We start from the raw sequence: 17,982 nt of genomic DNA on the forward strand, positions 1-17,982 counted from the left end.
TCCGACCGGTCCGGCGCCCCGGCAAGGCCGCTCCTACAGGCCGCTTGACGACCCAAGCAGGTGGCTGATCGCGGTCTTGAGCTTCATCGGCCGCACCGGCTTGTGCATCAAGGTGTGGCCAAGCAGGCGCACCTGCTGCTTGAGTTCGTTGCTGTAATTGGCGGTGATCATCAGCACCGGTATGGCCCGGTGGCGGCAGGCGTTGATCGCCGCCACCGCCTCGATGCCGGTGCGGTCATGGTCCAGGTGATAATCGGCGATCAACAGGTCGACCCGCGCCTGTGGCAGAGCGACCTGCCGCTGCAGGTCCGCTTCGCTGGCCGCCGTGGTGACCTTGCAGCCCCACTGTTCGAGCAAGCTGCGCATGCCGGCGCAGATCGCCCCGTCATTATCCAGCACCCATATTCGCGCGCCCTGCAGCGATTGCAGCTGCGGCAGGTCCGGCTGCAACGCTGAGCCTTTGCTCACAGGGCGCTGGCAGCACGGGACTTCGACCGAGAACACCGAACCTTTGCCGGGCACCGAGCGCAGCTGGATGGGATGGCCGAGGATACCGGCGATCTTGTCGACAATCGCCAGGCCCAGCCCCAGGCCGCGATCCTGGTCCGGCCGCTGCGCCTCGCCACGTTTGAACTCCTGGAACACTTCGCGGCACTTGTCCGCTGCGATGCCGATGCCGGTATCCCACACCTCGATCAACACCTTGTCGCCGCGCCGTCTGCAGCCGAGCACGATCCGCCCGCTGGGGGTGTAGCGCACGGCGTTGCTGAGCAAGTTGCGCAGGATCCGCGCCAATAGCTGCATGTCGCTGCGCACGCGCAAGCGGCTCGGCACGTAGTCCAGACGCAGGCCTTCGCTGGCGGCGACGGTGGCGTGCTCGGCGGCGAGGTTGTCGAGCAGGTCGCTCAGGGCGAAGCTGGCGACGTCGGCGCGGATCACACCGGCGTCGAGCTTGGAGATATCCACCAGCGTGCCGAGCAGGCTCTCGACCCCGTCCAGGGCGTTGCTGACGTTGTGGATCAACGGCCCGGCGCTGGGCTGCTCGAGCAAGGCGCTGGTAAACAGTCGCGCGGCGTTCAGCGGTTGCAGCAGGTCATGGCTGACCGCCGCCAGGAACTTTGTTTTCGAAAGCGTGGCCTGCTCGGCATCAGCCTTGGCATCGCGCAGGCTGGCTTCCATGCGCCGGCGCTGGTCGATTTCGCCCAGCAATTGCCGGTTCAGACTGGTCAGCTCCGCAGTACGCTCGTGCACGCGCAGTTCGAGGTGCTGATAGGCCTGATGCAGCGCCTCGGCATGGGCGTAGCGCTCGGTGATATCGGTGAAGGTGTTGACGAAGCCGCCTGTGGGCAATGGATGCGTGCGGATCTCGAGCATGCGCCCGTCGAACAGGCGTTGCTCCAGCTCCGGCAGCGGCTGGCCGTGGTCGTCGCGGCTGGCGGGCGTCAGCAAGGCCAGCTCGCTGTCGGCGATCACATCGGCAAACTGCCGGTGGCTGGCAATCGGTGCTAGGCCGCTGACCTCGAGAAAGCGTCGGTTCCACAGTTCCAGCACGCCCTCGGCGTTGACCATGGCCAGGCCCTGCGACAGGTTGTCGACCGCCCGCTGCAGCAGATACGACTTGTGCGCCAGGGCCTGCTCGCGGCGGTGGTTCTCGCGCAATTTTACCCGGGTGACGTCAGTAAACAGCATCACCCGCCCGCCATCGCGGGTCGGTCGTTCGCTGACCTGCAACCAGCGCTCGTTGCGCAGCCGATACAACGGTTGCTCGTCGCTGCTGGCACGGGGTTCTTCGCGCAGCAGGTTGTGCATCAGGCGTTTCACCTCGACCAGTTGCATGCCGCTGGCCACGCGTAAGCGGCTGTTGGCCCAGAGCGCCTTGAAGCGTCGGTTGAACAGCACCACGCGCAGGTCGGCATCGAACAACACGAACGCGTCGGAAATACTCTCGATGGCGTCCACCAGCCGCTGGTGGGCGGTTTCGGCGCGCTGATGCGCTTCGCTGAGCAGCAGGTGGCTGGCCTTCAGTTCGACCAACACCTGGTTCAAGGCATCCGTGCGCTCGCGCACCTGCTCGGCCAACACCACCGAATGCTGGAACGCAGCAAAGGCATCGTCCGGCCGCGCCGCCCCCGATTCCAGCCGCTCGATCAACGCCGCATTGATGCGTTTGAGCTTGTGGTTGTCGCGTTGCAGCTGGCTGATCTGCTCAGCTGGCGATGCACTCGCGGGGCCGTCCGATGGCAACGCCGGTGAAGGTCTGGTTGATATGCATGCCATTGAACTGCTCCCCATAGGTGTTGAAGCCCAGCACCTGCTGGCTGCGCAACAACGCGCTGACCTCGGCCACAGCAGCGCCCTCGCCCTCCAGCTCGAGACGGCGCAGTACGCAGTCGCAGCCGATGGTCAGCAGTAACGGCCCGAGGCGCTGGTGCAGGCCCTCGAACAACGATTGCAGATTGGCCAGCAGCGGACCGGGGCGCATTGCGGTGAGAACGATGCCGTTCTCCACCGCGCAGTAGAAGCTCAGGCTGCCATCCTCATGTACCTGCTGGATGGCCCGCACGTAGTGGTTCTGGTTGATACGCAGCGCCAGTGGGTGCGCTGCAAACAGCCGGTGATCAAGCGCCGCAACGGGCACGCCGATCAGCTGGGCGTACTCTGCGGCGGCCGGCTCGGCATTCAGCTCATAGACCCGACGCAGCTGACGGTCGGCGCGGGTCACCACCAGTTTTTCGCTGCGCGGCTGGATGTGGTCGGCGCTGAACACCTCGAACTCAAGCCAGGTATTGACCAGCAGCAACACTGCCGCACCGCTGTGGAAGGCCCCGTCGTAATACACGTGGGTGCGGCTGAGGTGATTGTCATCGCCTGCCGAACCGCCGAACTGGGGGATATCGCCCAGCGCCGCGGCCAAGGCAGCCAGCACCACCTCCTCACGGCTGGACAGCCCGTCGAACAGGGTCAAGGCGAAGCTGTGCGCCTTGATCGGCGCCAGGCTGTTGCGCCGGCAGTCTTCGACCAGCTGCGCAACCAGTGCCTGCGCGTCGAGCAGGCTGAAGCCGGGCACGGCTTCGACCAGGCCGGCAGCGATGGAAAAGTAGCGCCGGTCAAAGCCTACTGCGGTGATACAACCGCGCGCATAGCCCTCCGGGGTCAGCTCGCCGGCACTGGTGCAGCCGGCCAGCCCAACCGCCGGAAATTGCGCCTGTAGCGCAGCCGCCAATGCCGGCAGATCGTACTCGGCCGAGCAGAAAAACAGCACAAAGCCAAGCTCGGCATGCTGCAGTTGATCAGCCAGCTCACCGGCTGCCTGAGTTGCACAGGTTGCCCGCGACAGTGCGCTGAGGACGCCTTCGCTCATAAGTGGATTTCCGAAAGAGGTACAGCCATGGCCGCAGAATAGGCAAGCCTGTTGCTCAGTCGAATGCTACTTGGGTAGGGGGTCGGGGTGGCATTGGTTGTACGCGGTCCTCGCGCTAACTACCAAGGGCTGTGGCCAGACGTTGCAGGCCGGCGATAAGCGCCAGGTGCAGCGGATAGAAGGCATAACCCCAGCGCCCGACCCGCGGTACCTGCCAGCTTTCCTGCCGTGACAGCCACAGGCCTATAGGCAACGACAGTGCAGCGGTGCTCAGGATGACCAGGGCGATGGGCGCCAACGGATGCGCGAGCAGCCAGCTGTTGGTCATGTTGCCCGCCACCGCCAGTGCACACGGCAGCATCCAGCAGGCGCCGCCATAGCGCCTGGCGATCAGTATCGCGGCGGGGAGCAGGACCCCCGGTAAGCCATACATCAGATGATCACTGAACAGTGCTGCTGTCAGCGCAGCGCTCAAGCCGAGCAGGCAGGCCAGTGTTTGTCGATGGTGTATTGCCCAGGCCAGCAACAACCCGAGCGTCAGGGTCGGGATCACGTTGAGGGTCTGTGAACCGTTGTCCAGCCAACGGTAGGGTGCTTCGGACAGCACGCCAAATACCAGCAGCCAACCGAGATAGCGCGCCGCATTGCGGCTGGGCCAGACGCCCGGGGCGCTGCGCCCGACGTTGATTGCCAACGCCAGGCAGAACAACGGAAACGCCAGGCGGCCGATGACGAACAAACCGTCGGCAGCTGGCCATAGATAGCGCAGGTGGTCGGCGACCATGGTCACGATCGCCGTCCACTTGACCAAATCAAGCCCGGCCGAGCGCACGGTTACTGCCCGGCCTCGGTGCTCGCCATCGGCTGCAGGTACTTGGCGGTCCATGCCGCCAATGGCAGCGGCGGTTGTTGGTCAATGATGCGGCGCCAGATCAGCCCAAGGTCTTCCAGGTTGAACATCGAGTTGGCCGCTGTACCTGACCAGGCCGTGGGGGTGCCAACGATCCACTGGCCAGTGCTGTCGCGGCTGGCCATCTGGAAACGGAACGTGTAGTTGCCGGGAATGCCCATGCGCAGGTCGGTCACCACCAAGGCATCACCGACCTCGTCGTAACGCAGCCAGTCACCGGTGAACCAGCGCAGGCGCGCGTGCAGCGGGTCATCGACAAGGGGCTTGGCTGCCTCAAGGTTGCGCGAATGACGCAGCATTTCCGGCGGCTCGCGATCGAACACGCTGCTGATGCCCTCAAAGTAATGACCGTCGGGGGTTTTCGCCAATACCCGCCAGACCAGGCTGTTGAACGCGATAGGGATTGCGCGCACCTCGGTTACCGCCACCCCTTGCTGATCCAGCGCAGCCTGGAACCTTTGCTCGGCCTGCATGCGTGCGCCTAGGCCGAAGCCAAGATAGGCCGTGCTGAACAGCAACGCACCGGTCATCAGCGCAATCGCCCTGCCCTGCATGCCGCGAATCGCCGCGAACAGCACCGTAACCAGCAGCGGCAAGGTGTACACCGGGTCAATGATGAACACCGCCGCCCAGCTCTCCGGAATCAGCTGTAACGGCCAGAACAATTGGGTGCCATACACCGTGAAGGCGTCGAGCACGGGGTGCGTGATCAGCACCAGCCAGAACGCTGCAAACAGCCTCGGCCAGCGATACCCGCGCTCTGGCCAGTACTTGTGGCCAAGCCAGGTCACCAGCCAGGCCAACAACAAGGCCAGGCTGGTGAGTACGAAGACCGAATGCGAGAAGCCGCGGTGGAAAGTCATCTGCGAGACCGGATCGGCATAGCGGATGATCACATCGAGGTCTGGCAAGGTGGCCAGGGCGGCGCCATAGAGCAATGCCCGGCGGCCTTGAATACGGCCCAGCACAGTGCCTTGCAGCGCTGCGCCGAGCACCGCTTGAGTGAGTGAGTCCAAGGTCAGGTTTCCACAAAAAGTCTGTTGGCAACCTACCTGCATCGCCGGCCAGTGTGCAAACGCTATCGCCGCAGCGCAGCGTTGCACCCGTCTGGCAACTCAGCCAGCTGTGAGCGGCGCGGGGCTCACAGCAACTGCCAGGTGTACGCCAGAATCAGCCTGTTTTCGTCGATATCGCTGCGATAATTCGAGCGCGCCACCGCGTTTCTGACGCGAATCCCCAAACCCTTGAACACCCCGCTCTGCACCGCATAACCAATATCCAGGTCGCGTTCGCGGTCCTTGCCCTCGAAACCGCGGCCGGTATCGACATTGTTGCCGGTTATGTAGCGCACCGTCGCGGTCAGGCCAGGGATGCCCATGGCGGCAAAATTGTAGTCATAGCGCGCTTGATAGGAACGCTCATCGGTGTAGGCAAATTCATAGGTGGGCACCTCGTTGCCCAGCGGGGTGATATTGGCGAAAACTCGGGGGAACGGGCTTTCGCCATAGATGCCCTGATAACCGACGTGCAAGCTATGTCCACCATGCCGGGCCGTCAGCAACGAGAAGAACGCCTGGTTGTCGATCTGGCCGAGCAAGGCGTCGCCGTCCTCGCGGGCAGTGAAATAACCCAGGTTGGCGCTGAGCACCCAATCGCCCAACGGTTTGCTGTGCTTGAGGCCGACAAAGCCTTGCTGGTAGATGTCTTCGAGCTGGCCGTACCAGAGGCTCGCGCTGGTCTGCTTGTCATTGAAGACATAGTCACCGCCCAGGTAGTTGAACGCGTCACTCGCGACCTGGCGCATCGGCACATGGCCAAGCATCGCGTTGAGCTTGTCATCACCGCCCTCGTTGCGCAGGTGCGTCGAAGACAAATGGCCAGCCTGCACGGTCAGCCCGTTGATCTCGGCGGAGTTGAGGCTGACGCCCTGATAGGTAGGCGGCAGCAGACGAATGTCGCTGAAGGTCAGCACCGGCAGGTTCGGCTGCAGCTCGCCCACCCGCAGCTCGGTTTGCGACACGCGTGCCTTGAAGGTGCCAGCCAGGCGACTGTAGTCGCTTGCCGCACGCCCGTCGCCATGCACCGGCAACAGGCCGCTGTTGACCCGGTCCGGGCTGCTGTCGAGGCGAATCCCGAGCAAGCCCAGTGCATCCACGCCGAAACCAATCGGACCAGGGGTGTAGCCGGACTTGAAATCGAGGATGAAGCCCTGGGCCCACTCCTCGGCCTTGGACTGTTGGTTGGCGCCGACGATGTCAGAGAAATCCCGGCTGAAATAGTAGTTGCGAGCACTGAGGCTGGCTTTGGCGTCTTCGAAAAAGCCGCTTTCAGCAGCTAGCAGGGGTTGGCTGAGCAGGGTTATGCCCAGGGCGACACAAGGATTAGGGTTCATCGCGAAGCTCTCATGATCTTGTTTTTATGGATGGATCGCTACAACGGTTTTGCACTACGGTTTTCAGGAATTACGGCGCAAGGCATCCCCCGCCTGCGGCCGCCGCAAACGCAGTAAGCCATGCGCAGCCAAGCCGAACAGCAAGCCCCAGAACGCCGCCGACAAGCCCAGAAAGGCAACACCGGAGGCCGTCACCAGAAAGGTGAACAACCCGGCATCACGCTCGCTCGGTTCGGCCAGGCTGCGGGCCAGTGCCTCGCTGATCGCGCCATACAGGGCGAGCCCGGCCAGGGCGGCAATCAATGCAGCAGGAAAAGCGGCAAACAACGACATCAGGGTCGCGCCGGCGATGCCCAGCAGCAGATACAAGCCACTGCCGGCCAATGCCGCGATGTAGCGTCGGCGCGGGTCTTCGTGGGCTTCACGGCCGGTGCACAGGCTGGCTGTAACGGCGGCGAGGTTGAGTCCATGGCAGCCGAACGGCGCCAACAGCATGCCGCCCAGGGCACTGGCACTGATCAACGGGCTTGCTGGCGTCTGGTAACCGGCATTGCGCAGCACGGCCATGCCCGGCATGAACTGCCCGGTCAGGGCCACCAGCACCAGCGGCAAGGCCAGGCTGAACACTGCCGAAAGGCTGAATTGCGGGGTGATCAACTGCGCGCTGGCCAACTCCAGGACCAGCGCCTCACTGCGCAACTGGCCGCTGAGCACAGTGATCAACGCGCCAACGGCCAACACCGCCGCCACCGCATAGCGTGGCTGCAAGCGCCGCATCAGCACATAGGTGATGAACATCGCCATCACCAGCATCGGTTGCACCGGCAGGGCGCGAAATACCTCGACGCCAAAGCTGAACAGGATGCCGGCTTGCATACCTGCCGCAATCGAGCCCGGCAGGCGTGCGATCAAGCCGTCGAAAGCGCCGCTCAGGCCAATCAACAGCAAGATCAGGTTGGCCACCAGATAGGCACCGACCGCTTGCTCGAGACCAATCTGCGGCAGCGCAGTCACCAGCAGTGCCGAACCTGGGATCGACCAGGCGATAACCACTGGCACCCGATAACGCAAGGTCAATACCGCGCCAAGTACGGCGCTGCCCATCGACACGGCCCACACCCACGATGACAACTGGCCGTGGGACAGGCCCGCAGCCTCGGCGGCATGGAAGATGATCACCAGCGGGCCGGCATAGGAAATCATCGTCGCCAGCAGGCCGGCGACGATGGCAGACAACGAACAATCCTTGATCAGGTCTTTCATGGGACCTCTGGCCAGACCGGGGCCGGACGGGATGTCCGGCGTGGGTTGTTCAAGCAACGTCAAGTGCGGGCGATTACGCCTGCTGCAGCGCTCGCGGCCGGCCGCTGCGTTGCTCCGCCTCACTGTCCGGCGCGCGCTGCAGCTGGAAGTCGAAACGCAGCTCGGCGTAGCGCCCGCTCACGCCCCGTGCACCGTCTTCGCGCAGCTGCACTTCGCCGACCAGGCCGTCGCGGGTGGCGTAGGCGAAGTCGTCCCACAGGTACTTGTCGCCAGCCAGGTTGATCTGCGTAGTCAAGTGCCGATAGCCCGGCGCCGAGATGAAGAAGTGGATGTGCGCCGGGCGCTGGCCATGCCGGCCGAGCAGGTCCAGGCACTCCTGGGTCGGGCCTTGCGGGTCGCAGCCGTAACCCGATGGCACGATCGAACGCGCACGGTAGTAGCCCTCGGCATCGGTGACGATGCGCCGACGCAGGTTGTACTCGGACTGGCTTTGGTCGAAGAACGAGTAGGTGCCACGGGTGTTGGCATGCCACAGGTCAACCGTGGCGCCGGGCACAGGCTGGCCAGCCGGATCGAGCACCTGGCCTTCGAGGAACATCACCGTGGCTACGCCCTCCTCGCTGCCATCGTCCATGCGCACCTGGCCCGCGGCAATCGGCGCGCCGGCGACATACAACGGCCCTTCGATGGTGCGCGGGGTGCCACCGGCAAGGCCGACGGCGGCGTCCTTGGCGTCCTGGAGCAGGTCGAGGAAGTGCTCGATACCCAGGCCCGCGACCAGCAGCCCGGCCTCACCACGTCCACCCAGGCGGTTGAGGTAGTCGACGGCGTGCCAGAACTCGTTTTCGCTGATCTCAAGATCCTCGATCAGGCGCGCGCTGTCCTGCAGGACGCGCAGGATGATCTGCTTGAGCCGAGGGCTGCCTTCATCGTTGCCAAACCCTGCGGCTTGTTCAAAGAACTTGGTCAGTTCGTCAGTGTGGGAAATCTTCACGGTCATGTTTGCGTACCTCGAATAATTGTTCTTGGGCGAGTCGGGCTCGATCAACGGTCGTCGCTGTGGACTGACGAGGGATGCCGGCACAGGCCGGTCACTTCGATGGCCATGTACGGGAACAGCGGCAACTGCATCAGGGTGTCGTGCAGTGCCTCGACACTGGGTACGTCGAACACGCTGTAGTTGGCGTAGTGCCCGGCAATGCGCCACAGGTGACGCCAGGTGCCGTCGCGCTGCAGGCGTTGGGCCAACTGCTTTTCGTCAGCCTTGAGCTGGGCGGCCCGGGCCGGGTCCATGTCGACGGGCAGGTTCACGGTCATCTTCACGTGGAACAGCATGGGTTTCTCCTTGGGTAAGGTCGCAATCAGCGCCGGGCGAAACGCGCCAGGCGGGTTTCATCCAGGTTCAGGCCCAGTCCGGGCGTGCGCGGCACATGCAGTTGGAAGTCGCTGTAGCGCAGCGGCTGCTCGACGATGTCTTCGGTCAGCAGCAGCGGCCCGAACAGCTCGGTGCCCCAAGTCAGCTGGCGCAGGGTCAAAAAGGCATGGGCCGAGGCCAGGGTGCCGACCGCGCCTTCGAGCATGGTCCCGCCGTACAGGGCGATGCCGGCGGCTTCGGCGATCTGCGCGGTACGCAGCACGGCGCGGGGGCCGCCGTTTTTGGCGATCTTCAAGGCGAATACGCTGGCAGCACCGTCGGCGGCCAGGCTGAAGGCGTCTTCCACGCTTTCGATCGACTCGTCGGCCATGATCGGCGCCGGGCTGCGCTGGTTGAGGCGGACTTGCCCGCTGCGGTTGATCCGCGCGATTGGCTGCTCAATCAGGTCGATGCCGTTGTCGCCAAGCACCTGGCAGGCGCGCAAGGCCTGCGACTCATCCCAGTACTGATTGACGTCGACGCGCACGCTGGCGCGCTCGCCCAGCTCACGCTTGATCGCCACCACGTGGCGCAGGTCCTGCTCCAGCGGGTTGGCGCCGATCTTCAGCTTGAACAGCCGATGGCGGCGGATCTCGAGCATGTGCTCGGCTTCAGCGATGTCGCGGGCGGTGTCACCACTGGCCAGGGTCCAGGCCACTTCGAGGCTGTCGCGCACCCGGCCGCCGAGCAGCTCACTGACGGCCAGGCCCAGGCGTTTGCCCTGGGCGTCGAGCAGGGCACTCTCGATGCCCGACTTGGCGAAGGTGTTACCCTTGGCCAGCTTGTCCAGCTTGAGCATGGCGGCATTGATGTTGTCGGCCGGCATGCCGGTCAGCGCCGGTGCCAGGTGCGCGTCGATGTTGGCCTTGATCCCTTCCGGGCTTTCGTAGCCGTAGGCCAGGCCACCGATGGTGGTGGCTTCGCCGATGCCATCGACGCCGTCGCTGCAGCGCAGGCGCAGCACCACCAGGGTCTGTTGCTGCATGGTGTGCATCGCCAGCTTGTGCGGGCGAATGGTCGGCAGGTCGACGATGATCGCCTCCAGCCGGTCGATAGTCGGGCTTGTCATGCAAGGCCTCCAGTTGCGTCAGTCAAAGGGTTACGCCTGGGCCAGCGTGGCCAGGCCGTGGCGCCGGCTGCTGGCCAGGTGCACGGCCATGGCCAGCGCGGCAATCGCGCCAGGGATGGCAAAGGCGATGAAGTTGAGTTGCAGCGGCAGGTTGATGCCCATCAGCGCGCCGCCCAGCAGCGGGCCGACGATGGCGCCGTTGCGGCCGATACCGGAGGCCCAACCGAGGCCAGTCGAGCGCATCGACAGGCCATAGAGCTGAGCCGCGCCGGCGTACAGCAGGATTTGGGTGCCGATGGTGGTGGCGCCGGCAACGAAGATCAGCAGGTACAGCACGGGCATCGGGCTGTTGACCCCAAGCAGGCTGATCGACAGCGCCGCCGCGACAAAGAAGGCGATCTTGACCTTGACCAGGTTGTAGCGATCACCCAGCCAGCCGCCGAGAATCGCTCCGGCCATGCCGCCGAAGTTCAGCGCCAGCAGGAACGACAGGCTGGAGCCCAAGCTATAGCCGGCATTGGCCATCAGTTTCGGCAGCCACGAGCTGAGCGCATAGACCATCAGCAGGCAGCAGAAGAACGCCAGCCACAGGGCCAGGGTGCGCACCGCCAGGCCGTCACGGAACAGCTCCAGCACCGAAGCGCCCTTGCCTTTGCGCTCGCTCGCCTGGAGCACATCGTCAGCCTGCACGTCGCAGTCCGGGTCAAGCCGTTTGAGCAGCGCACGGGCTTCGTCGCTACGGCCCTGACGCACCAGAAAACCAATCGACTCAGGCAGGTAGTAGAGGATCACCGGCAACAGCAGCAAGGGCAACGCTGCAGCAAAGAACATTGACTCCCAACCAAAGCGCGGCAGCAAGAAGATGCCGACACCTGCCGAGAGCATGCCGCCCAGCGAGTAGCCGCTGAACATGATCGCCACCAGCGTGCTGCGCAGGCGTTTGGGTGCGTACTCGTTCATCAACGCCACGGCATTGGGCATCAAGCCGCCGCAGCCGAGCCCGGCGATGAAGCGGTAGATGCCGAACTCGCTAGGGCTGCTGGCAAAGCCGTTGAGGATGGTCGCGCCGGAGAACAACGCGAAACAGATGGCAATCCCCTTCTTGCGCCCAATCCGGTCCGCCAGGCTGCCGAACAGCAGCGCACCGAACATCATGCCGAACAGCGCGTAGCTGCCCAGCGCGCCGGCTTGCAGCGGGGTCAGGCCCCACTCTTTCATGATCACCGGCAGCACTACGCCATAGATGAACAAGTCGTAACCGTCGAATACCAGCAGCAGGCCGCACCAGGCCATGACCATCCAGTGGAAGGGTGAAAAGCGCGCGTTATCAATGATCGGGTGAACATCCAGGGTTCGCATGGCATCGGTCTCTGTTGTTTTTGTTGTGAGAGGTAAACGCAGGCTGGGCGACCGTCAGCCGAGGTCGCCGCCGCCGACCGGCAGGGTTACGCCGGTGATGTAAGAGGCCTCGTCGGAGGCGAGGAAAAGGATCGCGCTGACCTGTTCGTCAATGCTCGCGTAGCGCTTCATCAGGCTGCTGTCCAAGGTCTGGGCAACGATCTGCTGGTACCAGGCCTTGTCCTGCTCGCTCTGCGCATCACTGTTGCGCGGCACCCGCCGAGGTGGCGCTTCGGTGCCGCCGGGCGCAGTGGCGTTGACCCGAATGCCGCGTTCGGCGGTCTCGAAGGCCAGGCAGGCGGTGAGTGCGTTGACGCCGCCCTTGGCTGCGCCATAGGGCACGCGGTTGATGCTGCGGGTGGCAATCGACGACACGTTGACGATGGCGCCGGCGCCACGCTCGAGCATGTACGGCAGCGCTGCATGGCAGCACCACAGGGTCGGGAACAGCGAACGGCGCACTTCGGCCTCGATCTGTTCCGGCTCGTAGTGCTCGAAAGGCTTGGCCCAGATGGTCCCGCCGACGTTGTTGACGAGGATGTCGATCCGGCCGAAGCGCTCGACCGCGCTGGCCATGACCCGGGCGCATTCGGCGTGCTGCTCGAGGTCGGCAATCAGCGTCAGCGTGCCCTCGCCGGCCAGTTCATGAACCAGCTCGGAACGGTCTACGGCTACCACCTGAGCGCCTTCGGCCTTGAGCCGCCAGCACACGCCGCGGCCAATGCCCTGGGCCGCGCCGGTGACCAGTGCGACCTTGCCTTGGAATCTGTTGCTCATCTCTGCTCTCCCCAGCGCCGCCTTTGTCTGCACGCGGCGACGCTGCTGCCATTGGCAATAAAAAAGAGGCCAGCCGCACCCGCACGATGCGGCCAGCCCCCAAGGAAACTCAGGCCGCGGCGGCGAACTTCTCGTAATAGAAGTTGGCCGGGGTGATGCCCTGTTCGCGTATGTACTGGCTGACCGCCTCGACCATCGGCGGCGGGCCGCACAGGTACACGTCGACATCGCCGTTGTTCAGGTGCGCCGGTTCGATGTGCTGGGTGACGTAGCCCTTTTGCGGGTATGCACTGTCAGGGCTGGCCACGCAGGCGCTGTAGGTGAAGTTGCCGATGCGCGCAGCCAGCGCCTGCAGGCGGTCGAGCTCGACCAGGTCGAAATCGTTGGTCACGCCGTAGATCAGGTGCAGCGGATACGCGCTGCCGACTTCGGCGATCTTCTCCAGCATCGCGGTGAATGGCGCCAGGCCGGTGCCACCGGCCAGCAGCAACAGCGGCCGCTGGATCGGGCGCAGGTAGAAGCTGCCCAACGGGCCGGCCAGGCTCATGCTGTCGCCAGCCTTGGCCAGGCTGGTGAGGAAGCTGCTCATCAGGCCGCCGGGGACGTTGCGGATGAGGAAGCTGACCTCGCCATCCTTGGGCAGCGAACTGAACGAATAGGCGCGGCTCTGGCCGCTGCCCGGCACCTGCAGGTTGACGTACTGGCCCGGCAAGAAGGCCAGGCTGCTCAGTGCTTCACCCTTGATCGACAGAGCGATGGTGCTGGCCGACAGCTGGCGGACATCGCTGATCTCGGCCTGAAAACTGCCTTGCTCGGCTTTGCACAACTGAGACGATGCCGGGATGCGCAGCACGCAGTCGGATTCGGCGCGCATCTGGCAGGTCAGCACGTAACCCTGGCCGATTTCTTCTGCGCTGAGGGCGTCTTCGATGAAGTCCTCACCCAGCGCATAGCTGCCCGCCTCGGCCTTGCACTTACAGGTGCCGCAGGCGCCGTCACGGCAGTCCAGGGGAATGTTGATGCCTTGCCGATAGGCCGCATCGGCAACGGTTTCGTGGCCTTCGGCATTGATGAAGCGGGTGATCCCGTCTTCAAAATTGAGTGCGATCTGGAAGCTCATGTTGCACCTCGCGGACGAGCCTGCCCGCAGCGCGCTCTGCGGCACGCTGGTCAGTACTCGTCTTGACCAGAAGTCAGATGTGGTAGATGTCGATGACCTGGCGAACGTAGTCGTTCTTCAGCACCACTTTCTTGGCCTTGATCAGCGGCTTCTCGCCGCGCAGATCCAGGGTGTAGAAACTGCTGCCGAAATAACTGTCGGTGGTCTTGTAGCGAAAGCTCAGGGTGTGCCAGTTGAAGCGCACCTGACACTGCTCGGCGCTGTGCTCGACAATCTCGATATTGCTCAGGTTGTGCGAGGTGCGTGTATCCGGCACGGTGGCGCTGGAGCGCTCGGTCTGGATGCGGAACACGCGGTCCTCCAGCCCGCCGCGGTTGCCGTACCAGATCAGCGAAATCTCGCTTTGCGGGTCTTCGGTGAGCTGGTCGTTGTCATCCCACGATGGCATCCAGAAGGTCGCATCGCTGGCATACAGCTCCAGCCACTGCTCCCACTGGCCATCGTCGAGGTAGCGCGCTTCGCGGTAGAGAAAGTCGCGTACGGTGTCGTATAAAGCGCTCATCGCACGGCCTCCACTGGGATCAGCTGCGGCTCCTGCTCGAGTGCCTTGAGCATGGTTTCCTGCCAATACTTGTGCTGCAGCACGAACAGGCCTTCATCTTCGGTCCGCACGCCTGACAGCAATGGCTTGAGCTCGATCTCGCGGGCGGCCTCGTCGGCCCCTTCGACCCAATGCTCGGCGCCGCGCGACATGTCGTTCCAGCCAGTGCCGCCGCCATAGCCGGTCTGGCACGAGCGGAACTCTTCGAGATCATCCGGGGTGGCCATGCCACTGACGTTGAAGAAGTCTTCGTACTGGCGGATGCGCTTGGCGCGGGCCTCGCTGCTCTCGCCCTTGGGTGCGATGCAGTAGATGGTGATTTCGGTCTTGTTCACCGAAATCGGCCGGGCGATGCGGATCTGCGAGCTGAACTGGTCCATCAGGTACACGTTCGGGTACAGGCAAAGGTTGCGCGAGTTCTCGATCATCCAGTCGGCACGGGCCTGGCCGAAATCTGCCGCCAGTTGCTCGCGGCGCTCGTAGGCCGGGCGGTCTTCCGGGTTGGCCCAGCGTGTCCACAGCAGCAGGTGGCCGTGGTCGAACGAGTAAAAGCCACCGCCCTGTTTGGCCCAGGCGCCGGCGCTCATGGTCTTGATCTCTTCAGTGCTTTCGCGTTGCTTGCGCTGATTCTGGGTGGCGGCGTAGTTCCAGTGCACCGAGCTTACGTGGTAGCCGTCGGCGCCGTTTTCGGCGGTGAGCTTCCAGTTGCCTTCGTAGATGTAGGAGCTGGAGCCACGCAGCACTTCCAGACCGTCGGGCGACTGGTCGACGATCATGTCGATGATCTTGGCCGACTCGCCGAGGTGTTCGAGCAGCGGTTTCACGTCGGCATTGAGGCTGCCGAAGAGAAAGCCCCGGTACGACTCGAAGCGTGCCACCTTGGTCAGGTCGTGCGAGCCGTCGCAGTTGAAGCTGGCTGGGTACCCGGCATTGCTCGGGTCTTTGACCTTGAGCAGCTTGCCGCTGTTGTTGAAGGTCCAGCCATGGAACGGGCAGGTGTAGCTGGCGCGGTTGCCACGTTTGTGCCGGCAGAGCATCGCCCCGCGGTGGCTGCAGGCATTGAGGAAGGCGTTCAGCTGGCCGTCCTTGTTGCGCGCAATGAACACCGGCTGGCGGCCCATGGTCAGCGACAGGAAATCGTTCTTTTCAGGGATCTGGCTTTCGTGGGCCAGGTAGATCCAGTTACCTTCGAAGATGTGTTTCATCTCCAGGTCAAACAGGCGCGGGTCGGTGAACATCTCCCGCTTACAGCGGTAGACGCCCGATTCCCGGTCGTCCTCGAGCATGGCATTGAGGTAGTCGAATCCCAGGAACATGGCCAGGGTCTCCATTGTTATTGTTCAGGCCAGGTCAGGTTAGGACGAGTGCGGCGGGGGCAATATCCGGATTGTGCAGAGTGCTATCCGTTTTCTGCAGGCTTGGCTGGTGTGGCGCCAGAACGGCGCCAGCGGGGTTCAGGTGCGGCGTTTGAATGTTTCCGAGGGCAATTCGGCGAACTGCTGACGGTAGCTTTCGGCAAAGCGGCCCAGGTGCATGAAGCCGTAATCCATCGCCAGCTCGGTCACGCTGCGCACCGAGCAGCTCGGGTCGGCCAGACACTCGTGCAGGCGCTGCAACTTGCGCTGGCGTACGTACTGCTTGGGCGTGGTGCCCAGATGCCGATCGAACAGCGCGTACAGCGAGCGCAGGCTCATGCAGGCCTGCTCGGCCAACGCCTCGGCCGGCAGCTCGAGCTTGAGGTTGCGTTCGATGTAATCGAGGATGCGCTCCAGGCTGGCACCCGGCGTGCCGAGGTTCTCCCGCTGCACGTTGGTGCTCATCAAGGTCAGCAGCTTGCTGGCGACGATCTGGCTGTAGTGGCCCTGCACCCGCGGCAACGAGTCACTGACCTCCGCCTCATGGCAGACCATGCCCAGCAGGTTGACGAAGCCGTCCAGCTCATCCAGCCGGTAATGATTGCGCAAAAACCGCACGCCGCCGCTGGGCCGCTGCCAACGCTGCTCGTCGCAGATCGATTCGAGCAGCCGGGTGGGCACCTTGAGGATGAATTTTTCGCAGTCTTCCGAGTAGGTCAGGTCGACCGGATCATCCGGGTTGATCAACAGCAATTCGCCCGGCACCAGGTGGTGCTCACGCTGCGGCCCGCGCCACAGGCAATTGCCGTGCAGCAACACCTGCAGGTGGTAGATCGTTTCAAGCGCTGGCGAAGTAACCCGCACGCTGCCGCCGTAGCTGATGCGGCACAGGTCCAGCTCGGCCAGTTTGCGGTGGCTGAGGCTGGCTTGCGGGTGGGTAGTGCGCGACAGGCCGATGCAGTGCTGGCCTACATGCCGGTTGACGTAATCGGACACGGCATACGGATCAGCGTGGTGAAACACACTGCTACGCTCGCTCAACAGGCGGTTTTCCATAGGCAAGGCACTCGGCTCATTCTTGTTATCGTCGCCGCTTCCTACTGCCTGAAACGGCGAGTGGTCGCGGTCGTACACGCTTAGTCTATCGGGCCGGTCGCCGGGTACAGCAGGCAAGTGACAACCGGTGGCTTGGCTACACACTACGCAATGCAAGCGCTGCCAAGCAATGCGACCTCGCTAACGGCCGGGCGAACAGCGCGCCCTTGCCGCCAGCAATTGTCCGATTATCGAACGCAGGCGATAGGCGCAGGCTCTAGATCAGTCTTCGCCCAGGGTTGATAGCCATTTTTACTGACACAGCTTGCAATCATCCGACTACACCGCTCGGTTACTTTCCTCACACCGCAATCGGCGCTTCTGCTACAAACGCCTGCATGCCCCCTTCTCTTTTGCTTCACCTCAAACGTCGCTGGCTCAGCTGGCTGTGCATGGCCGTGCTCATGATCGGCCTGCCGGCGGGCTGCAGCGTGCTGCAACACAAAGAGCGCGAGCTGGTGTTTCGCATCGAACCCGGCCAGGCCAGCTGGTTCCGTGGCTTGCCCGCAGGTGTGCAGGAACTCGACCTGCGTCCGCGCACCTTCACCGCCAACCAGAGCCTGCATGCCTGGTGGTGGCCAGCCAAACGCGCCGACGCCCCGGCCATCCTCTACCTGCACGGCGTGCGCTGGAACCTCACTGGCCAGCTGTTTCGCATCGAGCAACTGCATGCCATGGGTTACTCGGTGCTGGCCGTCGACTACCGCGGTTTCGGCCAGAGTCGCGGCGACCTGCCGTCCGAGGCGACCGTCTATGAAGATGCGCAGGTGGCCTGGGAGCGCTTTGCCCAGCTGCAACCGGACCGCAACAAGCGGCTGATCTTCGGTCACTCGCTCGGTGGCGCGGTGGCTGTGGAACTGGCAGCCGAGCTGAGCCGCCAGGCGCAAAAAGACGGCAGCCCGAGCGCGGCGCGCGGCTTGATCCTGGAGTCGACCTTCACGTCCCTTGGCGATGTTGCTGCGGTGGTAGCCGATACCGCCCTGCCAGTGCGCTGGCTGCTGTCGCAGAAATTCGATTCGATCGACAAGATCGACCAGGTCGGCATGCCGGTGCTGCTGGTGCACGGCCAGGACGACCGCTATGTACCGCCGCGCTTCAGCCAGCAATTGTACGAGGCCGCGCAGCAGCCCAAGACCTTGCTGCTGGTGCCTGGCGCCAGCCACAACAACAGCATGAGCCTGGCCGGCCCGCGCTATCGGCAGGCGATCAAGGCACTGCTCTAGCGGG

General features: G+C 63.8%; 16 protein-coding genes. 1 reads left to right on the forward strand and 15 read right to left on the reverse strand.

Annotation, left to right across the window (positions count from 1 at the left end; translation table 11 throughout):
* Positions 1-33: 33 nt before the first annotated feature.
* The 15 genes from ACQZ2L_RS08385 to ACQZ2L_RS08455 form a co-directional block, all read right to left on the reverse strand.
* Positions 34-2,277, reverse strand: coding sequence for a PAS domain-containing hybrid sensor histidine kinase/response regulator (locus ACQZ2L_RS08385; RefSeq protein WP_430325614.1), 2,244 nt, complete (start codon positions 2,275-2,277; stop codon positions 34-36).
* Positions 2,207-3,361 carry a nitric oxide-sensing protein NosP gene (nosP, locus tag ACQZ2L_RS08390; protein ID WP_430325615.1) on the reverse strand — a complete coding sequence of 385 codons (1,155 nt, stop codon included), beginning with the start codon at positions 3,359-3,361 and terminating at the stop codon, positions 2,207-2,209. Before nosP ends, ACQZ2L_RS08385 begins: the two co-directional genes overlap by 71 nt.
* 115 nt (positions 3,362-3,476) lie before the next feature.
* Positions 3,477-4,247: a TraX family protein gene (locus tag ACQZ2L_RS08395; RefSeq protein WP_430325616.1), complete on the reverse strand. Its 771-nt coding sequence runs from the start codon at positions 4,245-4,247 to the stop codon at positions 3,477-3,479.
* Positions 4,196-5,287 (reverse strand): metal-dependent hydrolase, encoded by a 1,092-nt coding sequence (locus tag ACQZ2L_RS08400; RefSeq protein ID WP_430325617.1) that lies wholly within the window; start codon positions 5,285-5,287, stop codon positions 4,196-4,198. Before ACQZ2L_RS08400 ends, ACQZ2L_RS08395 begins: the two co-directional genes overlap by 52 nt.
* A gap of 125 nt (positions 5,288-5,412) precedes the next feature.
* Positions 5,413-6,663 carry an OprD family porin gene (locus ACQZ2L_RS08405; RefSeq protein WP_430325618.1) on the reverse strand — a complete coding sequence of 417 codons (1,251 nt, stop codon included), beginning with the start codon at positions 6,661-6,663 and terminating at the stop codon, positions 5,413-5,415.
* Between the two features lie 63 nt (positions 6,664-6,726).
* Complete coding sequence (locus ACQZ2L_RS08410) at positions 6,727-7,926, reverse strand: benzoate/H(+) symporter BenE family transporter (RefSeq protein WP_430325619.1); 1,200 nt, start codon at positions 7,924-7,926, stop codon at positions 6,727-6,729.
* 73 nt (positions 7,927-7,999) lie between these two features.
* Positions 8,000-8,926 (reverse strand): catechol 1,2-dioxygenase, encoded by a 927-nt coding sequence (catA, locus tag ACQZ2L_RS08415; protein ID WP_430325620.1) that lies wholly within the window; start codon positions 8,924-8,926, stop codon positions 8,000-8,002.
* Positions 8,927-8,970: 44 nt separating this feature from the next.
* Positions 8,971-9,261 (reverse strand): muconolactone Delta-isomerase, encoded by a 291-nt coding sequence (gene catC / locus ACQZ2L_RS08420; RefSeq protein ID WP_101319527.1) that lies wholly within the window; start codon positions 9,259-9,261, stop codon positions 8,971-8,973.
* Positions 9,262-9,287: 26 nt separating this feature from the next.
* Complete coding sequence (locus tag ACQZ2L_RS08425) at positions 9,288-10,409, reverse strand: muconate cycloisomerase family protein (RefSeq protein ID WP_430325621.1); 1,122 nt, start codon at positions 10,407-10,409, stop codon at positions 9,288-9,290.
* A 30-nt stretch (positions 10,410-10,439) separates the two neighbouring features.
* Positions 10,440-11,768, reverse strand: coding sequence for an MFS transporter (locus ACQZ2L_RS08430; protein WP_430325622.1), 1,329 nt, complete (start codon positions 11,766-11,768; stop codon positions 10,440-10,442).
* Positions 11,769-11,822: 54 nt separating this feature from the next.
* Positions 11,823-12,584 (reverse strand): 1,6-dihydroxycyclohexa-2,4-diene-1-carboxylate dehydrogenase, encoded by a 762-nt coding sequence (locus ACQZ2L_RS08435; protein ID WP_103437362.1) that lies wholly within the window; start codon positions 12,582-12,584, stop codon positions 11,823-11,825.
* 109 nt (positions 12,585-12,693) lie between these two features.
* Positions 12,694-13,704, reverse strand: coding sequence for a benzoate 1,2-dioxygenase electron transfer component BenC (gene benC, locus ACQZ2L_RS08440; RefSeq protein ID WP_430325623.1), 1,011 nt, complete (start codon positions 13,702-13,704; stop codon positions 12,694-12,696).
* Positions 13,705-13,777: 73 nt separating this feature from the next.
* Positions 13,778-14,266, reverse strand: coding sequence for a benzoate 1,2-dioxygenase small subunit (gene benB, locus ACQZ2L_RS08445; protein ID WP_430325624.1), 489 nt, complete (start codon positions 14,264-14,266; stop codon positions 13,778-13,780).
* Positions 14,263-15,621, reverse strand: a complete 1,359-nt coding sequence (gene benA / locus ACQZ2L_RS08450) for a benzoate 1,2-dioxygenase large subunit (protein ID WP_430325625.1) — start codon at positions 15,619-15,621, stop codon at positions 14,263-14,265. Before benA ends, benB begins: the two co-directional genes overlap by 4 nt.
* 138 nt (positions 15,622-15,759) lie before the next feature.
* Positions 15,760-16,716, reverse strand: coding sequence for an AraC family transcriptional regulator (locus tag ACQZ2L_RS08455; RefSeq protein ID WP_430325729.1), 957 nt, complete (start codon positions 16,714-16,716; stop codon positions 15,760-15,762).
* Positions 16,717-17,093: 377 nt separating this feature from the next.
* On the opposite strand from ACQZ2L_RS08455, the gene ACQZ2L_RS08460 reads away from it, so the two are divergent.
* Entirely contained in the window at positions 17,094-17,978 is an 885-nt protein-coding gene (locus tag ACQZ2L_RS08460; RefSeq protein WP_430325627.1) for an alpha/beta hydrolase, read from the forward strand.
* Positions 17,979-17,982: the final 4 nt, after the last annotated feature.

It is taken from the genome of Pseudomonas shirazensis (assembly GCF_050496565.1).
Lineage (GTDB): Bacteria > Pseudomonadota > Gammaproteobacteria > Pseudomonadales > Pseudomonadaceae > Aquipseudomonas > Aquipseudomonas shirazensis_A.